Annotated in this window: 22 protein-coding genes and 4 pseudogenes; 16 read left to right on the forward strand and 10 right to left on the reverse strand. The window is 63.0% G+C overall.

Annotation, left to right across the window (positions count from 1 at the left end; genetic code table 11):
- The first annotated feature begins 485 nt into the window (after positions 1-485).
- From ACIQNG_RS38495 to ACIQNG_RS38505, 3 genes are read left to right on the forward strand one after another with little or no spacing between them, the layout of a single operon-like run.
- Positions 486-1,412, forward strand: coding sequence for an ABC transporter substrate-binding protein (locus ACIQNG_RS38495; protein ID WP_401491801.1), 927 nt, complete (start codon positions 486-488; stop codon positions 1,410-1,412).
- Positions 1,409-2,182, forward strand: a complete 774-nt coding sequence (locus tag ACIQNG_RS38500) for an ABC transporter ATP-binding protein (protein ID WP_401491803.1) — start codon at positions 1,409-1,411, stop codon at positions 2,180-2,182. The genes ACIQNG_RS38495 and ACIQNG_RS38500 overlap by 4 nt, the downstream gene beginning before the upstream one ends.
- Positions 2,179-3,009, forward strand: coding sequence for an ABC transporter permease (locus tag ACIQNG_RS38505; RefSeq protein WP_401491805.1), 831 nt, complete (start codon positions 2,179-2,181; stop codon positions 3,007-3,009). The genes ACIQNG_RS38500 and ACIQNG_RS38505 overlap by 4 nt, the downstream gene beginning before the upstream one ends.
- Positions 3,010-3,315: 306 nt before the next feature.
- Here ACIQNG_RS38505 and ACIQNG_RS38510 read toward each other — a convergent pair whose 3' ends face one another.
- Entirely contained in the window at positions 3,316-3,681 is a 366-nt protein-coding gene (locus ACIQNG_RS38510) for a transposase (protein ID WP_401491807.1), read from the reverse strand.
- A gap of 17 nt (positions 3,682-3,698) precedes the next feature.
- Here ACIQNG_RS38510 and ACIQNG_RS38515 point away from each other — a divergent pair, with 17 nt between their 5' ends.
- A complete protein-coding gene (locus tag ACIQNG_RS38515) occupies positions 3,699-4,415 on the forward strand; it encodes an IS3 family transposase (protein ID WP_401491838.1) in 717 nt (238 codons plus the stop codon).
- A 168-nt stretch (positions 4,416-4,583) separates the two neighbouring features.
- On the opposite strand, the gene ACIQNG_RS38520 is transcribed toward ACIQNG_RS38515, so the two are convergent.
- Positions 4,584-4,970 carry a hypothetical protein gene (locus tag ACIQNG_RS38520; protein ID WP_401491809.1) on the reverse strand — a complete coding sequence of 129 codons (387 nt, stop codon included), beginning with the start codon at positions 4,968-4,970 and terminating at the stop codon, positions 4,584-4,586.
- 138 nt (positions 4,971-5,108) lie between these two features.
- Here ACIQNG_RS38520 and ACIQNG_RS38525 point away from each other — a divergent pair, with 138 nt between their 5' ends.
- From ACIQNG_RS38525 to istB, 4 genes and pseudogenes are all read left to right on the forward strand, one after another.
- Complete coding sequence (locus ACIQNG_RS38525) at positions 5,109-5,801, forward strand: amidohydrolase family protein (RefSeq protein ID WP_401491811.1); 693 nt, start codon at positions 5,109-5,111, stop codon at positions 5,799-5,801.
- Between the two features lie 378 nt (positions 5,802-6,179).
- Positions 6,180-6,596, forward strand: a complete 417-nt coding sequence (locus ACIQNG_RS38530; RefSeq protein ID WP_401491813.1) for a hypothetical protein — start codon at positions 6,180-6,182, stop codon at positions 6,594-6,596.
- 65 nt (positions 6,597-6,661) lie between these two features.
- Positions 6,662-8,078 (forward strand): annotated as a pseudogene (gene istA, locus ACIQNG_RS38535) (IS21 family transposase).
- Positions 8,075-8,727, forward strand: a pseudogene (gene istB, locus ACIQNG_RS38540) (IS21-like element helper ATPase IstB); the annotation flags it as partial. The pseudogenes istA and istB, both read left to right, overlap by 4 nt.
- Here istB and ACIQNG_RS38545 read toward each other — a convergent pair.
- Genes ACIQNG_RS38545 through ACIQNG_RS38555 form a run of 3 tightly spaced genes read right to left on the reverse strand, consistent with a single transcriptional unit; the run spans position 8,725 to position 10,966 of the window.
- A complete protein-coding gene (locus ACIQNG_RS38545; protein WP_401491814.1) occupies positions 8,725-9,315 on the reverse strand; it encodes an IS630 family transposase in 591 nt (196 codons plus the stop codon). The pseudogene istB and the gene ACIQNG_RS38545 overlap by 3 nt on opposite strands.
- Positions 9,312-9,860, reverse strand: coding sequence for a winged helix-turn-helix domain-containing protein (locus tag ACIQNG_RS38550; RefSeq protein ID WP_401491816.1), 549 nt, complete (start codon positions 9,858-9,860; stop codon positions 9,312-9,314). Before ACIQNG_RS38550 ends, ACIQNG_RS38545 begins: the two co-directional genes overlap by 4 nt.
- Before the next feature lie 20 nt (positions 9,861-9,880).
- On the reverse strand, positions 9,881-10,966 hold the full coding sequence (locus ACIQNG_RS38555) for an IS630 family transposase (protein ID WP_401491818.1): 1,086 nt from the start codon (positions 10,964-10,966) through the stop codon (positions 9,881-9,883).
- 65 nt (positions 10,967-11,031) lie between these two features.
- Here ACIQNG_RS38555 and ACIQNG_RS38560 point away from each other — a divergent pair.
- Positions 11,032-11,151: pseudogene (locus ACIQNG_RS38560) on the forward strand (ATP-binding protein); the annotation flags it as partial.
- 10 nt (positions 11,152-11,161) lie between these two features.
- On the opposite strand, the gene ACIQNG_RS38565 reads toward ACIQNG_RS38560, so the two are convergent.
- Positions 11,162-11,563 (reverse strand): hypothetical protein, encoded by a 402-nt coding sequence (locus ACIQNG_RS38565; protein ID WP_401491820.1) that lies wholly within the window; start codon positions 11,561-11,563, stop codon positions 11,162-11,164.
- Between the two features lie 59 nt (positions 11,564-11,622).
- On the reverse strand, positions 11,623-11,895 hold the full coding sequence (locus tag ACIQNG_RS38570; protein WP_401491821.1) for a hypothetical protein: 273 nt from the start codon (positions 11,893-11,895) through the stop codon (positions 11,623-11,625).
- A gap of 286 nt (positions 11,896-12,181) precedes the next feature.
- On the opposite strand from ACIQNG_RS38570, the gene ACIQNG_RS38575 reads away from it, so the two are divergent.
- Together ACIQNG_RS38575 and ACIQNG_RS38580 are read left to right on the forward strand one after the other, a co-directional pair.
- A complete protein-coding gene (locus ACIQNG_RS38575; RefSeq protein WP_401491823.1) occupies positions 12,182-12,496 on the forward strand; it encodes a transposase family protein in 315 nt (104 codons plus the stop codon).
- A complete protein-coding gene (locus ACIQNG_RS38580) occupies positions 12,423-12,791 on the forward strand; it encodes a transposase (protein WP_401491840.1) in 369 nt (122 codons plus the stop codon). The genes ACIQNG_RS38575 and ACIQNG_RS38580 overlap by 74 nt, the downstream gene beginning before the upstream one ends.
- Positions 12,792-12,902: 111 nt before the next feature.
- Here the strand turns inward: ACIQNG_RS38580 and ACIQNG_RS38585 are convergent, their stop codons facing one another.
- On the reverse strand, positions 12,903-13,451 hold the full coding sequence (locus tag ACIQNG_RS38585; protein ID WP_401491825.1) for a transposase family protein: 549 nt from the start codon (positions 13,449-13,451) through the stop codon (positions 12,903-12,905).
- A gap of 149 nt (positions 13,452-13,600) precedes the next feature.
- Between ACIQNG_RS38585 and ACIQNG_RS38590 the strand changes: the two are divergent.
- Positions 13,601-14,320, forward strand: a pseudogene (locus ACIQNG_RS38590) (transposase family protein); the annotation flags it as partial.
- Between the two features lie 32 nt (positions 14,321-14,352).
- Here the strand turns inward: ACIQNG_RS38590 and ACIQNG_RS38595 are convergent.
- The gene (locus tag ACIQNG_RS38595; RefSeq protein ID WP_401491827.1) at positions 14,353-14,682 is read right to left on the reverse strand and encodes a DUF4158 domain-containing protein; all 330 of its coding nucleotides are present in this window, start codon (positions 14,680-14,682) and stop codon (positions 14,353-14,355) included.
- A gap of 309 nt (positions 14,683-14,991) precedes the next feature.
- Between ACIQNG_RS38595 and ACIQNG_RS38600 the strand changes: the two genes are divergently transcribed.
- The 4 genes from ACIQNG_RS38600 (at position 14,992) to ACIQNG_RS38615 (ending at position 19,057) form a co-directional block, all read left to right on the forward strand.
- The gene (locus ACIQNG_RS38600) at positions 14,992-15,984 is read left to right on the forward strand and encodes an AraC family transcriptional regulator (protein ID WP_401491828.1); all 993 of its coding nucleotides are present in this window, start codon (positions 14,992-14,994) and stop codon (positions 15,982-15,984) included.
- 291 nt (positions 15,985-16,275) lie between these two features.
- Positions 16,276-17,187 (forward strand): transposase family protein, encoded by a 912-nt coding sequence (locus ACIQNG_RS38605; RefSeq protein WP_401491830.1) that lies wholly within the window; start codon positions 16,276-16,278, stop codon positions 17,185-17,187.
- A 1,088-nt stretch (positions 17,188-18,275) separates the two neighbouring features.
- The gene (locus tag ACIQNG_RS38610; protein ID WP_401491832.1) at positions 18,276-18,746 is read left to right on the forward strand and encodes a hypothetical protein; all 471 of its coding nucleotides are present in this window, start codon (positions 18,276-18,278) and stop codon (positions 18,744-18,746) included.
- Positions 18,743-19,057 carry a hypothetical protein gene (locus ACIQNG_RS38615; protein ID WP_401491834.1) on the forward strand — a complete coding sequence of 105 codons (315 nt, stop codon included), beginning with the start codon at positions 18,743-18,745 and terminating at the stop codon, positions 19,055-19,057. Before ACIQNG_RS38610 ends, ACIQNG_RS38615 begins: the two co-directional genes overlap by 4 nt.
- 30 nt (positions 19,058-19,087) lie before the next feature.
- On the opposite strand, the gene ACIQNG_RS38620 is transcribed toward ACIQNG_RS38615, so the two are convergent.
- The gene (locus ACIQNG_RS38620; protein WP_401491836.1) at positions 19,088-19,702 is read right to left on the reverse strand and encodes a transposase; all 615 of its coding nucleotides are present in this window, start codon (positions 19,700-19,702) and stop codon (positions 19,088-19,090) included.
- Between the last annotated feature and the right edge of the window lie 228 nt (positions 19,703-19,930).

Below are 19,930 nucleotides of genomic sequence, written 5' to 3' on the forward strand. Positions count from 1 at the left end.
CCCTCCGCCGCACCGGCCGTGACCACCAGCGGCCCCTCACCGCCCTCGGACTGACCTGACGAACCCGGACACAAGATCACTTCTCAAAGACCCTGTGTCCGTAGCCGATAGTCGCTGAGCAGTTCGATCTGGACGTGTTTCCAGATCACCTGCGGACCTTCCACATCAGATCGGCGGAGCCGGCACCCACTTCCACCATCAGCGGTCACTGGTTGGCGCTCCTGCTGCCTGGTAGCGTGCTGTAAGCCAACGCTTTCCGGATAACGCCCGCGCAACAGGGATAGTCTCGACGGCTATTCTTCCTTATTCTCCGCTGAAGCTGAAAAGTGAGATGAATCTTTAAAAGTGTGTTGCTGAATGATGGTGTGGAGGAACGAGATATGAACCTCGGGCGTAAGATTTGCGTAGCCATCGTCGGGCTAACCATGGTCACGCTGCCAGCTTGCAGTCAGGGACCTGCTCGAAAGTCTGATGCTGGTAATCCCATGGAGACGGTCAACTACCTGACGTCATTCAATACCTTCGGTCGAGACGCGTACGTTTACGTAGCTGCGGAGAAGGGGTACTTCAGGAAAGCCGGCCTCGATGTGAATATAACCCCCGGAACAGGCACCGTCGATGTACTCAAGCTTATCGCTGCAGGACGGGCTGACTTTGGTGCTGGCGATTTCAGCACGCTAGTCATAACCAAGGCCAAGGAAAAGCTGCCGGTAACCGCCGTAGCCATGGTGCATCAGCGCTCTCTTGCTGCGATAATCGCACTCGAAGGAAAGGGTGTGAAGATCCCGAGGGATCTGGTAGGCAAAAAGATTGGAGATCAGCCGGGATCAAGTAACCAGGTCCTTTTTCCAGTTTACGCCAAGGCTGCTGGGATTAAGCCGAGCAGTGTTGAATTTGTGCCCACAGCTCCCCCAGCGCTGCCTCAGCTTCTCGTTTCCGGCCGCGTGAGCGGAATCGGGCAATTCGTTGTAGGGGTTCCGCTGATTGAGAGGGCGGCACAGGGGCGCAAAACAGTAGTCCTAGCTTATGGCGAGAAACTCCCGTTTCTCTACGGAAACGCAATTGCCACTTCTGAGCGGATAGCTGAGGGACGGCCTGACCTGGTTAAGAAGTTCACCGTTGCCTTGATGCAGGGGCTCAGGCATGCGGTGAACCACCCTGAGGAGACTGGAAGGATCCTGCGGAAGTATCAGCCGACGCAGGACGCTGAAGTTGCCTCCGCGGAAATGTCCTTGATGGCGCCGTATGTAAAGCCGGCTGATTTCAATGGCCAGCTGGGGGCCGTTGATAGAAGGCGCGTCGACCAAATTATCCGCATGCTAGCCAGTGCTGAAGCTCTGCCCAAGGGATCCGTCGAGGCAGACAATGTGGTTGACTTTTCTCTCGTTCCTGGGCGAGGAGCCGAGAAGTGATTGAGCTAATAAACGTCAGTAAGGTATTCAGGGTAGGGTCGAATGAGCCGATTCCTGCTGTTGAAGGGGTGGAGCTAACCGTAGGAGAGAACGAGTTCGTTGCACTGATCGGTCGGTCGGGCAGTGGAAAGTCAACACTGCTCCGGATGATTGCCGGGCTGGTAGCCCCTACAACGGGTCACATCAGGGTAGCCGGTCAGGCTGTCACCAGCCCACAAAGAAGCGTCTCTTTTATGTTTCAGCGGCCCGCCCTGCTGCCCTGGCGGTCCGTGATTGCCAATATCATGCTACCGATCGAGGTTCTGGGACTTCCTCAAAGGCAGTACCGGCACCGTGCCCATGAACTGATCGATCTGGTTGGTCTGAAGGGGTTTTCCGAGAGGTTCCCGCATGAGCTATCAGGAGGTATGCAACAGCGGGTTTCGCTCTGTAGGTCACTGATCCAAGAACCATCAGTCCTGCTGATGGATGAGCCTTTCTCCGCTCTTGACGCGTTGACTCGTTCGGAGTTGTCCAAAGAGTTGGCGCGAGTACAGATGGAGCTTTCGACAACTATCGTTTTTGTCACTCACTCCATTGAAGAAGCGGTCCTTCTGGCAGATCGCGTGGTTGTGCTTAGTCCCAGACCTGGAAGGATTCAGCAGATCGTCGAAGTAAGTATTCAAAGGCCGCGTAGCTTGGGGGTGTCCAAGGACTCGGCACAGATTACCCAAGTCCTTACCGAGTTGCACGAATTGCTCAGCGCTCCTGTTGGAGGAGATCCTCTGTGATTGCTGAAAGTGTGGCCGAGATTCCGAAGGGAAATGGAGGTGCGGAAAACATCTCTTCTCGGCGTCGTAGAGTCGCAGCAGCCGGCCTGCCTCTTCTCGGTCTGGCTTCGATCGTCGCCCTATGGTGGTTGGTTACTTTTCTGTTCCGTGTCGAGAAGTTCCTCCTGCCGAGCCCTCTAGATGTTTTCAACTCATTTGCAGAAAATTCGCAACTGCTGCTAGAGCAGACAGTAGTGACTCTTCTGGAATGTGTTGAGGGGTTCTTGCTGGCAATAGCCGTTGCCGTGCCCACCGCGCTCATTATCGTGCGCTCGCGAATCATCGAGAGGATAATTTATCCTCTCCTGTTGGCTCTGAATGCAGTTCCAAAGATCGCTATTGCACCGATACTTGTCGTATGGATGGGCTTCGGTTCGATGCCCAAGGTTGTGATGGCTTTCTTGCTCAGCCTCTTTCCTATTGTGATCTCGACGGCATCGGGAATGAAATCAACTCCTGTTGAGTTGGTCGAGCTCCTTCAATCGCTTGGCGGCACCAAGTGGCAAGAATTCGCCAAGATCCGCATACCGTATGCCCTGCCGCAGATCTTCGTAGGCCTTAAGGTCGCGATTTCCCTGGCAGTCATCGGGGCGGTGATTGCAGAGTTCGTCAACTCCACCGCTGGATTGGGGTACGTCATCATGCAATCCGGTGCAAATGCTGATACTGCACTTGCCTTCGCTGCGATGGTGCCGCTGGCTGTCATGAGTATTGTGCTGTTCTATGCTGTCGCAGCGCTGGAATCGAAGATGCTGCCTTGGGCAAAGTCCGCCAACTCGACGGCCTGAGTTGCCCGTGGGTAATCACTGATTGCAGACGGATTTCAGCAAGACTGGCTCTCTCAGCTGGTTCACTTCCTCGAGAGCTATGCATCCAATAAAAGGTTCGCTCGAAAGTCATGGGCATGCGCTCGGGCCAGTTGACATTCGTTGACGCAGTCATGGCTCTGCAGGGCGCAGGGAATATATCAAGCGGACGTCGAGTCATCTGGTCCGGCTTGACCAGTCCGGCATCTCTGCGGTTCGCGACGGAGAAGGCTCGTAATTGAGGTTCCCCCGAGATACGGAGTGTGTTGCCACAGGGTCAGATGGTTCTCATGAGAGGAACATCCGCACTCGACTCCCGGATGAGGGTGCTCGTCGACGAGCGCGGTTACCTGGCCCGGGTCGGTCGAGTTGCGCCGCGAAAAAAGCCGAGGCCGTCCGCAGCACGTCGTTCGCCCGCTTGAGCTGGGGGTTCTCCTTGCGCAGCGCCATCAGCTCGGCCCGCTCGTCCGTGGTGAGCCGGTCGTCGCGCTCGTCGGCGCCCGCCTCGGCCTGCCGGATCCAACCGCGCAGGGCCTCCGGATGCACGCCCAGGTCGACGGCGGGCTTCTTGATCTGCGGCTTCGGGTCAGCGGTCCGGTACATCCGTACCGCACGCTCACTCAACTCCACCGAGTACTTTCTGGGAGCAGCCATGGTCGATACTTCGGGAACTGCACGTCGTCTCCTCGTCCTGCTACCGGTGGCGCCAACGTGAGAAGGAACCGTGTGAACACCAGCGCCGGGACGCCGAGCTGACCGAGCAGATCAAGAACATCCACGCCGACTTCGGCGGGATCTACGGATCGTCCCGCGTGCACGCCGCCCTGCGGCGGGAGGGCACCCGTATCGGCCGCAAGCGCATCGAGCGGCTGACGCGCGAGGCCGACATCGCGGGTGTGAGCCCGCGCCGGAAGGGCTTCACGCGCCGTGATCCCAGGGCCACTCTGGCTCCGGACCTGGTCAACCGCGACTTCACGCCACCGGCGCCGAACCGGCTGTGGGTCACCGGCCTCACGGTGATCACCACCGGTGGGGGGCCGTTGTGGATGTCTGCGATCCGCGAGGCGTTCTCGCGGCGGGTGGTGACCTGGGAGACCGCTGCCCGCGCGGACGCCGACCCGGTCCTCTCCTCGCTGGAGTGCGCCCTCGCCTCTCGTGAGGTCGAGCCCGGTAAGCTCATTCACCACGCGGACCACGGCTGCCAGAACACGTCCATCAAGCTCACAACTCGCTTGGTGCGAGCGGGAATCGAGGCATCCATGGGGTCGGTCGGGGACTCGTACGACAACGCCCTGGCAGAAAATCTGTGGATGCTGATCAAGACGGAGGGCGTCCGCGGCCGCGTCTTCGCGACCCGGGCCGAGGCGAACCTCGCGCTCTTCGAGTAGATCGACGGCTTCTATAGCTCGCGGCGCATCCGAGAGCGGCTCGGCTGGCTCAGTACGATCGAGTTCGAGGAGAAGCACTACGCCGACCAGGCAGCGGCCGAACGAACCTGAAACCCCGTCAACCCTCCCTGACCTGCTGATCAGTACCTCTCGCGCAGCGGGGGAAGCTCAAATGTCGGAGCGGTCGCTGTCTGTGACGCTCTCCATTGCGAGGTCTCCCTTCGATACGCCGAGGCGGCGAACGACACCGGCTGGCGTAGCGAAGGCAACCCCTGGCCCCTGGCGGCAGCGGCGGATGGTGCACGAACGGTTCGTGGGCTGCGGCAGTCCTGGTCGTGCCGCTCCCGCCAGATCGCGTGGCGGCTGACGGCCTTGGCGTGCCCAGAAACCCAGCCCCTTAATAGTTCCGAACCACAACACGGATAGGGAATACAGGAACCCGATATGACTGACCGGTGCAGCACCGACGTCCACACCCATTTGGCACCCCTTCTGACGCGCACCGTTGAAGGAGTTGAAGAAGATCGTAGCGACTGCCTCGTTGTTGACGGTCATCGCGTCGCGACTCCCGGTCTCTATGACCCGCGGCGGCTGACACAGCACCTAGTCCAGCAGGGAGTGGACCGGGCATGGGTGTCGGCACCCCCACCTCTATACCGCCAGCACCTATCGCACGAGCAGACTCGAACCTGGGTGTGGGCACTTGACGATGGTCTTCGCGCGCGGCTAGCCGGAAACGACACGCTGGGTCGGCTGACGTATCTTCCGTTCGACCAGCCTGATGTTGCTCTCGAGCTGATCGAGGCGGTCGAGGACTCGGTGGGCTGGACTGCCTCGGCCGGCGGTGGCTCGCTTGCGCTAGACGACCCGGCATTCACGGCGGTGTGGTCGGCCTTGGAGGCGCGTGACAAGCCTCTCCTACTGCACCCCGGGGAGTCGCCTGACGCGCGACTGGGGCCACACTATTTGTCGAACCTGCTGGGTAATCCGATCGAGACTGGCATCGCGGTCGCGCAGCTTGTGCTAGGCGGGGTTCTCGCTCGCCATCCCCACCTGGTGATTGTTTTGGTGCACTGTGGAGGCATAGTGCCAGCGGTCGTCGGGCGATGGTCGCGTGGTGTCGAAACGCAGCGCCCGGGAGTTTTGCCAGGCACCGCCTACCCCACAACGATGGTTCGCCGATTGTGGAGCGATTGCCTGGGGCATCGCCCAGAGGTCGTCGACCTCGCTATGGCGACCTTCGGCGCCGACCATCTGCTGCTCGGTAGCGACTACCCGTTCCCCATGGGGCTCGACGATCCATTCGAATCGCTTTCCCATCTGCCGCGAGACGTGCGCCGTCAAATCGCATGCAATGCCGATGCGCTGACTACGAAGGCAACCTGAAATGGGGCGGCAATTTGATCCCTTGATCAACTGGCACGCCATACCTGCCGTCCTCCTACCCAGACATGGGCGAACGGGACGGCCCTTACTGCTCCTACGGCCCTACCCCACGAGAACTCGGAACAACCGATGCCTTCATCCCTCTGATCCAATCGAGAGCACCGTCACTGCGCAGGCATCCCACCAGCACGTTCCGTGGGCCACCGATCCAGAGTCTCCCGGACCATCGCGGGTGGGAGTCCGCTCCGGAAGGATTCGTGGCAGGTCAGACTCGCTCAGGCAGCCGTGCTCCACGACCTCATTTCGCCCTGACCTGCCCCAACGCGACCTTGTGTAACACGCTTTGAAGCGTGTTACACAGTTTTGCCAGGTGGCAGAGTGGCGGCAGCCTCGGCGGCAGCGCTGTCGAAGCTCGGATATGACGGCTTCCTCGCGTGCGTTGATAGCGCCATCCACAGAGGTCACCCGGTCGGCTACCTCGAGGAGGTCGCTCAGATCCCCTCGCTCGGCGTCTATGCGCCGCCACACCTTGACGGGGTCGAAGTCGACGAGGTTGGCGAGCTGTTCGTCGACGACCTGATGCTGCTCCCGGGCCAGCCTCGTCAGGTGGCGCATCAGCAGCGTCTTCTCGTCGGCGGTCTTGTGGTTCGCCCGGATGACAGGCCACGCGACCCACAGCATCAGCTGCGGGTGCTGACTGCGCCTGCTCAGGTTCTCGGCGAGTTCGATCACCTGCGTGTCGGCGTACACGTGAACGTGCATGGCCGCGTACGGATGAACGTGCAGAGTTCCTGAGGTGCTGAGGTTCGGGATTCGGCACTCTGCTACCTGTTGGTCGAGGTCGCAGAGATGGGGTGGTCGTGGTCCTGGATCCGCAGCGCTGGCTGGAACTACGGCGTTTTCGTGGCCTGGTCGAGTCCGGAGCCATGAGCCTGACCGAGGTCGCCAAGGAGACCGGCCTGAACTGGCGGACGATCAGCAAGTATCTGTCAGCAGACGGACCCGCCTCGCCTCCGCTCCGGTCGCCGAACGGCAGGTCCCGGGTCAGGGTGATCGACGAGTTCGCGCCGCTGGTCGACTCGATGCTGCGGGCGGAGATCCTGATGAAGGCCGCCGTGATCCACGAGCGGCTCGCCCAGGAGTACGGGTTCACCGGCAACTACCAGCGGACCAAGCTCTACGTCCAGAAAGCCCGGCCCCGGATCGCCGAGGAACTCGGCATCACGCCGAAAGAGCTGGCGGGCATGCACCGCCGCTTCGAGGTCATCCCGGGCGCCCAGGCCCAGGTGGACTGGGGCGACGAGGGCAAGATCCTCGCCCACATGGGCATCGCGAAGGTCTACTCCTTCCACATGACGCTGTCGTACTCACGCGACCCGTTCTGCTGCTTCACCACCAGCCAGGACCTGCAGACCTTCTTCGACTGCCACCGTCGTGCGTTTGCCCACTTCGGCGGTGTCCCGATAACGATCGTCTACGACCACACCAAGACCGTCATCAGACGCCACGTCGCCCCAGGCGAGGCGGTTCCGCTGCACCCGGAAGCGGTCGGCTTCGCCGACCACTACGACTTCGACTTCGACGTCCTGGCCGCCTACCGGCCCACCGGGAAAGGCCGCGTCGAACGCCAGGTCCTCATTGTCCGCGACCACCTCCTGTCCGGCCGCGCCTTCTCTTCCATCGAGGAGATGGACGCGGCCTTCGCCGCCTGGGTGCCGCAACGGCGGGCCCAACTCCACAAGACGCACCGGGAGGTCATCGACGAACGGGCGGCCCGCGACCATGCGGCCCTCAAGCCACTGCCGCCCACCCCATATCTGGTGGCCGAACGACATCTGCGGCCCATTGGAAAGGACTGCCTGGTCGCCTTCGGCGGCAACCTCTACTTGGTGCCCGCCCGCCGAGTCCGCCCCCGGCAACTGGTTGAGATCCGGGCCACGAAGTCACAGATCATGCTGCACGCGACCGCCGTGGACGCCAACGGTTGGACGCTGCTGGCCACACACCCTCGGGCGATTGGCCGCGGCGTCCGCGGCGTCGAGGAGACCCACTGGGACGGCCTGCCCACCGGCAAGGGCCCCCGCACCACCACCGGCGACCGTCCCCCAGCCCCGGCGCGAACGTCCTCTGGGCGAGGTGGCCGGGCCGCTGCAGGCCCTGCTGAACAGGGCTGCCGCCCCCCGCATCGAGGTCGGCCGCCGTCCGCTGTCGGTCTATGCCGAACTGACTGGCACCCGTCCCTTCACCACCCGTCCGAGCACGAAGGAAACGTCTTGAGCGAGCTGGTCTCCACCCGCATCCGCAACACGGCTGGCAAGCTCGGCCTGCCCCACCTGACCGAAACCATCAACGAGTACATTCGGCGGGCTGACGAGGGCAAGATGGGCTATCTCGCCTTCCTCGATCTGTGCTGTCGGAGGAACTCGCCGTCCGTGACGACCGCCGGTTCCGCCAGGGCCTGCGGCTGGCCCGGCTGCCGCACCACAAGACGCTGGACGAGTACGACTTCGCCTTCCAGCCCGACCTTGACCCGCGCAAGGTCAAGGACCTCGCCACCTTGTCCTTCGTCGAGGCCAAGGCCAATGCCGCCCTGCTCGGGCCGCCCGGGGTCGGCAAGACACACATCGCTGTCGCCCTGGCGGTCGCGGCCTGCCGGGCCGGCTACTCGATCTATTTCACGAGCCTCGACGACATGGTCCGCAACCTCAAGGCCGCCGAGGCCGCAGGGCGTTTGACGAACAAGCTCGGCACCTACCTGCGGCCCAGCGTCCTCGTGGTCGACGAGGTCGGCTACCAACCCCTCGAACGAGCTGAGGCGAACCTGGTCTTCCAGGTGATCTCGAAGCGCTACGAGAAGGGCTCGATCATCCTCACCTCGATCAAGACCTTCAGCGAATGGGGCCAAGTCTTCGGCGATGAAGTCCTACTGATCTTTTCGTAAGTTCGGTGGGTGTGGTGGGTGGATGGTCAGGCCGGTGTGGGTGAGGAATGACCATGGCAGTTGGGGGTTGTGGTTGATGCGGTGGATGCCTTGTTCGGTGGCGTCGGCGAGATCGGCGAGGTGGTCGCCGGCGAGATTGGCGAGCTCGCGCTTCTTGAGCGACGACCACAACAGCTCCACCGGGTTCAGCTCGGGAGCGTAGGCGGGCAAACGTTCCAGGGTGAGCCAGTCCTGTTCGGCCACCCAGGCGCGCATCGCCCGGCTCCAATGAGCAGACAGTCCGTCCCACACCAGGACCACCCGCTCGCCGGAGTAGAACAGCTTCATCTGCTCCAGGACCTCGATGAGTGCCGTGGTGTCGTAGCTGCCGGGTTTGAGGTGGAAGCACAGGCGGGCCCCGCGGTCGGGGTCGGTGGAGTGGTAGCCCAGTGCCCCGGCCATCGACGCGCGTTTCCAGTTCAGCCGGTGCCGCAGGAGTGGAGTGCGGCCCCGGGGCGAGTAGGTGCGGCGGATCTGGGGCAGCAGGGAGACGCCTGATTCGTCGAGGAAGACGATCCAGGCACGTGTGTTCACGGCCCCTTTTTGATGCGCGGCCACTCGTGCGCGATCCAGCGGGCGATCTCGGAATCGTCCCGCTCGACCGCACGGCGCCCGGGCCGCTGCAGACTCCATCCGAGCCTGCCGGTCAGCAGCCGCCACACCGACGCCCTCGACAACACCACTCCCGTTGTCCGGGTAACAACCGCGCCCACTCGCTCCAAGGTCCACAGATCGGCCTCGAAACCATGCGCCCGGGCACCTCGCTCCAGCGCGACCCGGACCGCCTCGACCTGGGCGTCGTTCAGCTTGGGCGGACGCCCGGTGGCCGCACGCCGACGAAGGGCCGCAGGACCACCTTCCTCCCACACCCGCCGCCATCGCCGCACGCTCTCGGCACACACGCCCACCGCCCGCGCGATCTCCACATTCGAGACACCATCCTCGAACAACTCGACCGCCCGGACACGACGCGCCTCCGCCAACTGAGGCCGAGACAAAGGAGGAAGGGAGGAGCCAGCAACCGAAGAGGAAGGTTGATACGCCACCCCGACAGCCTCCCACCCACAAGCCCACCACACCCACCGAACTTACGAAAGGATCAGTAGTGTCCTGAGTCAGGAATTCGGTTCAGATATCCGGCGAGGCGTTCGAGGATCTCGTCCGCGGTCTTCGTCCAGACGAAGGGTTTCGGGTCTTCGTTCCAGGTCTTGATCCAGGTGCGGATGTCCTTTTCCAGGGCCTGGACGTTCTTGTGGACGCCTCGCCGTATCTGCTTGTCGGTGAGCAGGCCGAACCACCGCTCGACCTGGTTGAGCCAGGAGCTGCTGGTGGGGGTGAAGTGCACGTGGAAGCGCGGATGCGTGGCCAGCCACCGCTGGATGGCGGGGGTCTTGTGCGTCGAGGCGTTGTCGCAGATCAGATGCACGTCCAGCCCGTCGGGCACCTCCTTGTCGATCCGGACGAGGAACTTCCTGAACTCCACGGCCCGGTGCCGGCGGTGGATCTGGCCGATCACCTCGCCGGTGGCGGTGTCCAGCGCTGCGAACAGGGTGGTGACGCCGCCGCGCACGTAGTCGTGGGTGCGGCGCTCGGGCATGCCCGGCATCATCGGCAGCACCGGCGCCGAACGGTCCAGCGCCTGGATCTGCGTGTTCTCGTCAGCGCACAGCACCAGTGCGTGCTCGGGCGGAGCGAGATACAGCCCGACCACGTCACGGACCTTCTCGATGAACTGCGGATCCTTGGACAGCTTGAAGGTGCCCACCAGGTGCGGCTTGAGGCCGAAGGTCCGCCAGATCCGTGAGACTGCCGACTGCGACAAGCCCACCTCTTTGGCCATCGACCGCGTCGACCAGTGCGTGGCGTCCTTCGGTGTGGCCTCCAGCGTCTTGACGACCACTTCCTCGACCTGATCGTCGGTGATCTTCCGGGGGCCGCCCGGACGCGGCTCGTCGGTCAGGCCCTCCAGCCGGTCCCGAACGAACCGGGCCCGCCACCGGCTCACCGTGTGTGCCTCAACGCCCAGCCGGGCCGCAACACCCTTGTTCGACGCACCGGTTGCGCTCTCCAGCACGATCCGGCACCGCAGGGCCAGGGCCTGCGAGGACGTTCGACGTCTCGCCCAACGCGCCAAAGTCTCACGCTCGTCATCGGTCAGCACCAGCTCAGCCTTCGGCCGTCCCATCCTCGCCACCCGGCCATCATGCCGAATCGACCCCGACCTACGCAGCGAATTCCTGACTCAGGACACTAGCCACCGCAATCATCGACCGCCTCCTCCACCACTGTGAGGTCATCTCCATCAACGGTCCCAGCTACCGGCTCAAGAACCGCCTCAAGGCCATCGAGCGAGAGAACGCCGTGGCCTGACCATTTGCGATCAAGACACCGGGTCCTCGCCCGGCGGGATGAGGGCGTCGGCGCCATCAGCATCCTCGACATGCCCCTGGGCATCGACCGTGATGGCCGTCGCCCGCCCCTGCGACGTGATGAGCCAGGCCAGCACCTGTTCCGTCAGCGGCGTTCCCCCCGGGCCCTCGTCCTTCCAGCGCACCCGCCACCCTCCACCAGGCACCGCGGCCACGACCTGGTCGGCTCGCTCCAAGTGGGAGAAGTCCTCGTAATCTGTCACCGGACGCAGGGCACCACGCTTGGGATCGACCACAAGAGCCGTCCCGGTCGCCTGGTCCCAGCCCTCCACGCGCACCATGCGGCCGATCTCGGTGTCGGTGCCATTGAAGATCGCGGTCCAGCCGGTCTGATTGAAGTAGCGGAGAGACACCGCCCCATCATCTCGAACAACGAGGCCGGCGCTTCACAGGTCTCCTTAGCTCTGCACGTTCATCCGTACGCGGCTCCGCGCATAGGCGAGTACGCCGACACCCGCGCTTCGTTGCGGAAGACGGCTTGCGCGTGCCGCCCCGCGAGCAGTGTCGTATAGCGGTTCACGGCCACCGCAAGGGGAACGCCGGCCCAGGGGATACCGATCTTGATGACGCTGCGCTGCAGAAGAGACTTCCCGACGCAGGGGAGGCCCCTCGCGGCGGTCAGCACCGTTCCGGGGTAGAAACGCTTGATCACTCGCCGCGTCATGGCCGGGACCACCTTGAGCACGCCTTCCCGGACTACTGCCCCACCTGGGTCGTCTCCGACCGCTTGACGATCTATAGAAGCTTCAGAGTCAAGTTTAGTGGTTGTCCCGTAACTGCTGGTCAGGAATGAGATGATCTTGTCGTGGCTGATGTGATCACGGCGTCGGAGCCCTCCTGGATAGGCCTGTTCACCGGGCTGAGCCCGCGGCAGTTCAACGAGCTGATCACCGCACTGCGGCGTGAGGGGGCCGACCCGGTCCGTAAGGGCCGGCCGTGGTCGCTGGCGTTGGACGACCAGGTGCTGCTGGTTGGCCGCGTACTGGCGCACCAACCTCACCCTGCGCCAGCTCGCCCCGCTGTTCGGCATCTCCAAGTCGGCAGCCGACCGGATCGTCGACCACCTCGGACCGGCTCTCGCCCTGCAGCCCCGACGGCGGTACCGCAAGGAGAGCGTGCTCATCGTGGACGGCACGCCTGGTGCCCACCCGCGACCGGGCCGTGGCCACCTCCAGCAAGTACTACCGCTACTCCACCAACCACCAGGTCGTCATCGACGCCGACACCGCCTGGTCGTCGCCGTCGGCAAGCCTCTGCCCGGCAACCGCAACGACTGCCGGGCCTGAGAGGAGTCCGGCGCGAAGGCCGCAGTCGGCACCACCCCCCACAGTGATCGCCGACGGCGGCTACCGCAGCACCGGCCTGACCATTCCGCACTACCGCCGACACAACGACGAGGAACTGCCAGTCTGGAAGGAGGAACACAACGCCTCCCACCGCAAGTTCCGCGCCCGCGTCGAGCACACCTTCGCCCGCATGAAGAGCTGGGAGATCTTGCGCGACTGCCTCCTCAGAGGCGACCGTGTCCACCACGCCATGCTCGGCGTCACCCGCCTGTATAGCCTCACCCTCGCCGGATGACAGGTAAACGAGCAGGTCATCCGGCATGTCCAAGAGCAGTTACGGGACACCTTCTACGAGCTCGTGAATGGTTGGCGGTGAGGCGTCGAGGGGTTCGACGTGGCTCTGTGTTCACATCTGCCGCCCCGAGGCCAGGTCTGCGGTTTGTTGGTGGGACAGCAGGCCGGCGACGGCCTGGACGGTGTCGCTCATGTGCCCGCGGCGGCCGAGGTGGCGGGCCAGGGCCCGCCAGTTCTTCAGGTGGGCCCTGCCGTGCTCAACCCGGATTCGGCGTGAGGAGTGCGCCTTGCACCGGCGCTCGTGGACCTCTTCGTACCAGTCAGGGGCGTTCTTCTTGAACTTGCGGTGCGGCGGCGTCACCACCCGTCCACCGGTCCGGGCACCCAGCCCCTGGTAGCCAGCATCGGCCAGGATCTCCACTGCGGGCCCGTCGGCCAAGAGCTTGACCAGCCCCAGCTGGCGGGCGTGGGTGATGTCCGCGCAGCTTGCGGGACGGGCTGGACTGCACCACAGGACGTGGTCTTCGACGTCCGTGACCACCATGAATCTGACGGCGTTCTGCCTGTTCTTGCCAGAGATGAACCTGTCCCGGTCCTTGCGTCCGGCAGCGGGCCGGGGGACCCGGATCTCCGTGCCGTGCCGATACCGAGGAACGGTCATCCCTTCTCCCTGGCCATCCGCCGAATGAAGACAACTATGGGCAGATGGAAGGGACTTGTGGAGCGCCCGGTGCCGCGAGAGTGGCACGCCGGGTGCGGGAAGAGGCCCAGAGAAACGGTTCGATCGAAAGACGAGACCGCGCTCTGGGCCGACTTCACCACCGGCTGTTCTCTCACACCTCCCTGAACTGGCGCGGCAGGTCCCTGACCAGCCACGACGTCATTGTGAACAGCATCGCGGCAACCACCACCTACGCCGGGCTGAAAGTCCATGCGGAACTCGACCCGGGCACCTACGACACCGGCATCAAAGTCACCGACAGAGATATCGACGCCCTGCCCATGCGCAGGTACCGCTTCCACGGCGACTGGAACTACACCCTCCACCCGCAACAGCACGACACAGCGGGCGCGGCCGAGGGTCCGTCGGCAGCCGAAAACTCGTCCTCGTGGCACCTCGCCAACGGTCTTCGCAGCCCGGAACTGACTGGCATGACCGAATCGGCGCTGGACGAACTCGTCGACCGGCTGTCCCAGAAACTCGATGAACGGCGGGAAAGCGGGCGATCCCGGCAGAGAAGAGGCGAACGCCTCCGTGCTCGCGGGGCTGGCGCCAAGGACAAGCTGACCACCACCGACAGAGTTCTGGCTACCGTGCTCTACCTGCGTAAACTCGGCCACCGAGACCTGATCACCCAGCTCTTCGGAGTCAACGGCAGCACCCTCACCAGGGCTGTTCACCAAGTCCAGCCCCTCCTCGCCGAGCACGGCCACACCATCCCGCCCTCGACAGCCAGGTTCCGCACGCCCACCGACGTCACCGCGTTCCTCACCAACCGCAGCCACACGAAGATCAAGTTGGCATGTTGATTCTCTGCGAGCCCATAGGCCCGCGCGTCCACTCACACGTACTCGGCTTCCGCCTCGGCGAACTCCGTGTCCTCCAGGAGCTTCCGCAGCTCCCATATTAGCCCGAACCGGGTCTTTTCTCGCTCGCCATACGCCTTCAGCACCCAGCTATCCGTGATGCCGAGCTGCTCCGAGAGGTAGGCGACAACTTCGGGCGGTACGTCGGTCGGGTCGTCCAGAAACAACCCGAGATACCGCACGGTCGCCACCTGTACCGCGAAGCACAGTCGGCTGTGAGACCGCCGCTTCGGTTCCCTCAACTCCCGGTCCGCGTCGTCCAGGGAAGAAGAACCGCTCCAACTCCGTACGGGACGGCGCCCCAATTGCCCGCGTTCAACTTGAAGGTAGTCTCCCCAAAATTGTGGACACTTGGGAAGGCCATGACCCAGCCAGGACGGCTCGAGCCTGCTCCGATCATCGATCCTCTGGCTGCCTGCTACAGGAGACCAGGAGACCAGTCGCTATCATTACCGCAAGAGAACCGAGCTGACGCATATTGGGTTTTCATACAAACCCGGCAGTAGTCACGGATTCACATGTACACTACCACAGTTCGACGCCGCAAAACCTACCGTAGACTTCTATGATCACTGACCGTCGCCTCTGTCGTCGCCTTTTGCAAGGGAGCAGCCATGCAAGTGATTCGAGGGGCAGACCGAACAACTGCAGGTCCACCTTTGGCTCGTTACGAGATCATAGCAACAGACGACGTCGAAGAGGCGCGCCTGGCCGGAAGCAGCGTTTTTCGTGACCATCAACTAGTCCCCGAAAGTGCGACTTCACCGTTCCGCGCCCGGCTTCATTCGGTGACAGGCAAGGGGATGAGCTTGACCTATGTGGACTACGGCTCAAGCGTTCGCATAGTCACCAGTAGGCCGAGTACAGGCTTCCTGGTTCACATACCCCTCGCCGGACGGTCAGAAATTGTCAGCGCTCGTGAGGCAATAGACGCCAATCCAGTGAAGGCGGCGGTTCTTCATCCCACGGACCGGGTGGACATGAAATGGGAGAAGACCACTCCTCACCTCATTATCTGCCTTGATCGCGAAAGCATGGAGGGCCACCTTCGTCGCACTCTGGGGAGGACTCTGGATCGCCCATTGCGTTTTCACCTGGGCATGGAGCTAACCTCTCCGGCAGCTCGCTCCTGGCTTAATGTAATCGACCTACTCGTGAATGAATTTTCTACGTATGAAGCAGTTCCGCTCGCTATAGAGGAGTTGGAAGGTCTGGTATTTCAGCGTTTCCTGCTTGCACAGTCCAACACATATAGCGAAATTCTCATGAAGGACTCTCCCATCGCTCCAAAATCGATTCAAAGGGCGATGGCGATAATTGAAGCACATGCCGCTGAACCGCTCACCGTGGCAGACATCGCCGAGGCGGTAGGTACTGGAGTGCGTGCTCTGCAGGACGGATTCCGTCGTTACGCTGACACCACTCCCATGACCTACCTGCGTGAAGTACGGCTCCTCCGCGTACATGCCGATCTCTTGGAATCTGATCCCAGCAACATAAGCGTCACGGAGATTGCGACTCGATGGGGCTTCCTGCATCCTGGTAGATTCGCTATCCAGTACCGCGAAAGGTTCGGAGAGAAGCCTTCTGTAACTCTCCGTCGCTGATCTTTCATAAAGCCGAGAGGCTACAGTGATGACTGCCGCTGCTATCGAGGCATTGGCAGCGGTGGGTCGCGAGGCTGCGCCTGCAGAAATGCCAGGACAGCAATCGGATCTGGGGCGCATTGCCCACAAAGGCATCAAGTCCAGCGGATGCTAAGGGCGTTGAAGTTGCATGACCGAACACATGATTCGCGGCTGTCGGGCTCCCCTAACGAGCTCGTGCACGGTAGGCAGTGAGACGTCGGGCTCTTGATCGTTGATCATGGTTGTGTGGTGGGGAATGCGACTCGTGCAGTGATCATCAGCAACCGGCGGATCACGGGCCTGACGGCAGATGCGATCGCTGAACTCGTTCCTGAGATCGGCACGTTGTGGCACGAGCGCCACCAGGCCAGGCTCGCCTCCAGGCAGCGGAAGCGGACAGTGGGCGCCGGTGCAAAGCACCGGCTGGTGTTTGTCGATCGGCTGCTCGCCAGCCTGGTTCATCTCCGTCACGGGACGACTCACGATGTGTTGGCCTGCTGGTTCGGCGTGGACCGCTCGACCATCACCCGGGCCATCGGCGAGGTACGGCCCCTGCTCGCCGAGCGGGGGTGCACCGTCAGCCCGGACGTGCGGCTGCGAAGTCTGGCCGAAGTCGTTGATCATCTCGGCGTGACCGGGAAGGCCGGCATCATCGACGGCACCGAGATCCGAGTCCGCCGCCCGGCCGCCGGACGCAAGGACCGGGACAAGTTCATCTCCGGCAAGAACAAGCAGAACGCCGTCAAATCCATGGTCGTCACGGACGACGAAGGCCGCGTGCTGTTCTGCAGCCCGACCAAGCCCGCAAGCTGCGCAGACATCACCCACGCCCGCCAGTTAGGGCTGGTCAAGCTCTTGGCCGAAGGACCCGCCGTCGAGATCCTCGCCGATGCCGGCTACCAGGGTCTGGGTGCTCAGACCGGCGGACGCGTGGCGACACCACCGCACCGCAAGTTCAAGAAGAACGCCCCGGACTGGTACGAGGAGATCTACGAGGGCCAGCGCAAAGCGCACTCCTCACGCCGCATCCGCGTCGAGCACGGCATCGCTCACCTGAAAAACTGGCGGGCCCTGGCCCGCCACCTCGGCCGCCGCGAACACATGAGCGACACCGTCCAAGCCATCGCCGGCCTGCTGTCCCACCAACAGATCACGGACCTCAAATCAGCACGGCAGATGTGAACCCCGAGCCCCACTGACGTCCTCGACGTCTCACTGCCTACCGTGCACGAGCTCGTTAGACTCAGCCCGTGTAACAAAGGCCATCAACGCAACTACCTGGCTTCTGAGGTCTTGCCGAAGGCCTCTGCTGCTACAAAACAGCTCCTCCGTCTCACCACGTTGGACAAGGCCCGGCCCTGGTCATGGTTGCAGCGCGCCGACATGCGTCAGGTCGGCTGTGAGAACGTGGTGGTGCGATCCCACGACGTGGACGTGGACTGCCACTCGCAGTCCGCTGGCACAAGCTCGCTGGAACCAAACGGCTGCCGTTGAGCCAGAGCCAGAACCGAGCTCGCGACAAAGAACTGCTAGGTCCTCTGCGGCACGGGTTCGTTCGCCAGGTAGTGCTGGGTGTGGTTCGGCTGCGTTGTCCATCCAGCAGCCGCCCCTCGGGGGAAGCACGATGCGCGGGCTCCACCACCCACTGATCAAGGCCGACCACTCGAGGTCTTGGTGTGCTGCGCGGCCTTAGCCTTGCCCCCGAAGCGTACCCTCTTGGGCCGGGCTCTCCTCGGCGGTTCTTCTCCACATCTCTGAAGTCTGTCCCGTGTGTGGCTGACTGATGCCCGGTTCTCTCCACGACGTCGACTGAGTCGTACGGTGTCAGGCCCTCCCGCGGGGCGAGATCCTCCCGCTGCGCCGCCGAGGGACACTCGATCATGGAGGTGCCACGCCGATTACGGACACCGCGGACTGGGTCCGCATCTGGTGGCTTGTCCTTGTGTGCCGGCTGGACGGACTTGGCGATGAGCGATTGCTGTTCATCGCCAAGGTCAGAGGTTGACCGGGGCCTCTACCTCGACCAGCCGGAGAAGGCGCTCGTGCTGCGTAGGCGATAGGAAGCTGTGTCAGAACCCTTGATCTGTGACGTTCCGTAGCGCGAGTGGGAAATGGTGAAGTGCAGTCGCTTCGAGCCGAGGGGTAGCGGCATTCAGACGGACTGAGTAACGGTCAGGTTGATCACCATGGGAGGCAATCTTTCCGTAAACCGGCTTCTTGTCCGATAGGTGCCTGTTGTTGATCGGTGAGCTAATGATGTGATCTTCTCCATGAAGAAGATCATGACGCTCACTGCCGCCATGGCATTCGCCGCTTCGCTGATGACGGGGACTGCCAGCGCCGCCCCCATGCCCGTGCAGCCGCACCCGTGGGACCAGCGGGTCAAGTGCCAGACAGACGACCGGGAAGGCAGACACATCGTCACCCGCTACGGGAACTCGGAGCTGGGCTGGCATCACTTCACCGGCCGTCACAACATCAAGAAGTGCTCCACCCTGTATGCGGCCCTGCATGATCGTGTGGACCGGGACGATCACCACGGACACCTCGAGTACGACGGGGTCGTATTTGAGACAGGTGTCCCCAGGCCACGTCAAGTGAAGTTCACGGTGGTCGTGCAGTACACGCGCAAGACCACAGATGGCCGCTATGATGCCGGTCGCGGTCAGAAGATCGGCGTCATCACGGCGTACTGCCACAACCAACCGGGGAACAAGTGTCCGGCATGGGCCAAGCTGTGAACTCTCCTGAACCAGGCGTCGAGCAGGCGGCCATCGGCCGTCTGCTCGATCTCGTCCGCTCCTTTGTCACCACGCACGTGTCGTGGAAACCGCTGTTCATCGGCGCGGTCATCACGGGCGACGACCGCATGCGCCTCTATTTTCGTTCACCTGAGCGGGACCGCACGTATGGTGTGGACGTACTGATCAGCAACACGGGGCCCGGCCTGACCGGCGCTCTGGTGTCACCAGCGTTCCTGGCCAACGAGCACTTGCATATGCCTTCCGACGATCCGCACTGCGATGTGATCGTGAATCTCACCGACTACTGATGGATGGGATGTGTCACGCTCATTCGCTGGTCAGCGCAAGGCGTTGGGGGCCAGTCGGATCGTCTCTGGCTGTATCCGCCGGATACGTATGGGCTTGGGCTTGCCAGCCATTTTCACCGGTTCGACGGGGTGTGGTGACGCGCGTGGTGGCCGGGGAGGGCGGGTGAGGCGGCGGACCATGAGGGTGATGAAGGTCCAGGTGATGTGGGCCTCGCTGTGGGAGATGAGCCTTTCGTAGTCGCGGACGTTTCTCCTGGCTCTCATGATCCACGAGATGGCCCGCTCGACTCGCCACCGCTTGGCGAGGACGGCGAATCCGTCCTGGTCTTTGCGGCGGGGCACTGTCTTGAGGGTGATGCCGAGGAAGGAGTGGGACCAGTCGACGAGGGTTCCGCCGTAGGCGGAGTCCGCCCAGGCGAGGGCGAGTTCGGGATGGGTCAGGCGCAGGCGGAAGAGCTGGTCACGGGCGGGGATGCTGTCGTGCGGCGAGGCCTTGGTGACCATGACGGTCAGCGCCATGCCGCGCATGTCGACGGCCAGGTGCCTCTTCCTGCCGTTGATCAATTTTCCGCCGTCGAAGCCCCGGGTGTCCTGGACAACTGTCTCGGCGCCCTTAACGGACTGGGAGTCCAGGATGACCGCCACGGTGTTGGGATTGAGGCAGGGTCTTTGAGAAGTGATCTTGTGTCCGGGTTCGTCAGGTCGGTCCGAGGGCGGTGAGGGGCCGCTGGTGGTCACGGCCGGTGCGGCGGAGGGCGGCGGCGATGTGGGTGTGGCGGTCCTGGCGGTGGACGCCGATGGCGAGATTGCGCAGGCCGGCCATCACGCGGGGCAGGTGCCGGGTGCAGATTTTGGAGGCGTCCTCGCGGAAGG

Origin of the sequence: Streptomyces sp. NPDC091377 (assembly GCF_044757045.1) — a bacterium.
Classification (GTDB): Bacteria; Actinomycetota; Actinomycetes; order Streptomycetales; family Streptomycetaceae; genus Streptomyces.